Raw genomic sequence first — 581 nt, 5'->3', positions numbered from 1 at the left:
TTCCTGCGCGAGGCGGCCCGGCACATGGCCGACGCGGCGGCCGCCGTCTGCCCGGCCTCGGGCGAGCCCCGAGTGGCCCTGACCGGCGGCCTGTCCAAGCTGGGCGGTCCGCTGCTCGTGCCCCTGGAGGCGGAGTTGGCGAAGCGGCTGCCGCACGCGCCGCGGGTGCCGGCGGAAGGGGATCCGCTGGTCGGCGCCGTGCGTATCGCGGTCGCGCTGGCGGGTGAGGGACTCGGGTTGCCGTACGACGAGCGGATGTTGTACGTGGTGACTGAAAAGTAGTACCTGAAACAGGGAGTATTCCCGCCTGTCGGACAAGCATTACTCTGCACCCCCAAGAGCACCTCTCAGCAGATAAATGCGGCATTGATCGGTCCTGATCGGCCCGTAACTCATCAGACAAATCCGGACGGATACCGCTCACCTGCACCCTCCCCGAACAGGGGAGCCCAAGAAGCCAGTAACATGCGGCGCCATGAGCTCCCCCACTGGGCCCGCGTCCGGCCTGCCAGTACGAATGCCGCGACCCCGCCAGCCCGGGCGGCACCGCCGCCCGGAGCCCCTGGCGGCTCCCGAGGGCG

Annotated in this window: 1 pseudogene; it reads left to right on the top strand. The window is 69.7% G+C overall.

Annotated elements, in window-relative coordinates:
- A pseudogene (locus AWZ10_RS27095) lies at nt 1-282 on the top strand (ATPase); the annotation flags it as partial.
- Nucleotides 283-581 lie beyond the last annotated feature (299 nt).

Origin of the sequence: Streptomyces europaeiscabiei (genome assembly GCF_001550375.1) — a bacterium.
In the GTDB taxonomy this organism is placed as follows: domain Bacteria; phylum Actinomycetota; class Actinomycetes; order Streptomycetales; family Streptomycetaceae; genus Streptomyces; species Streptomyces europaeiscabiei.
The sequence above is the reverse complement of the archived record's forward strand: the minus strand, read 5'-3'. Positions and strand labels throughout refer to the sequence as shown.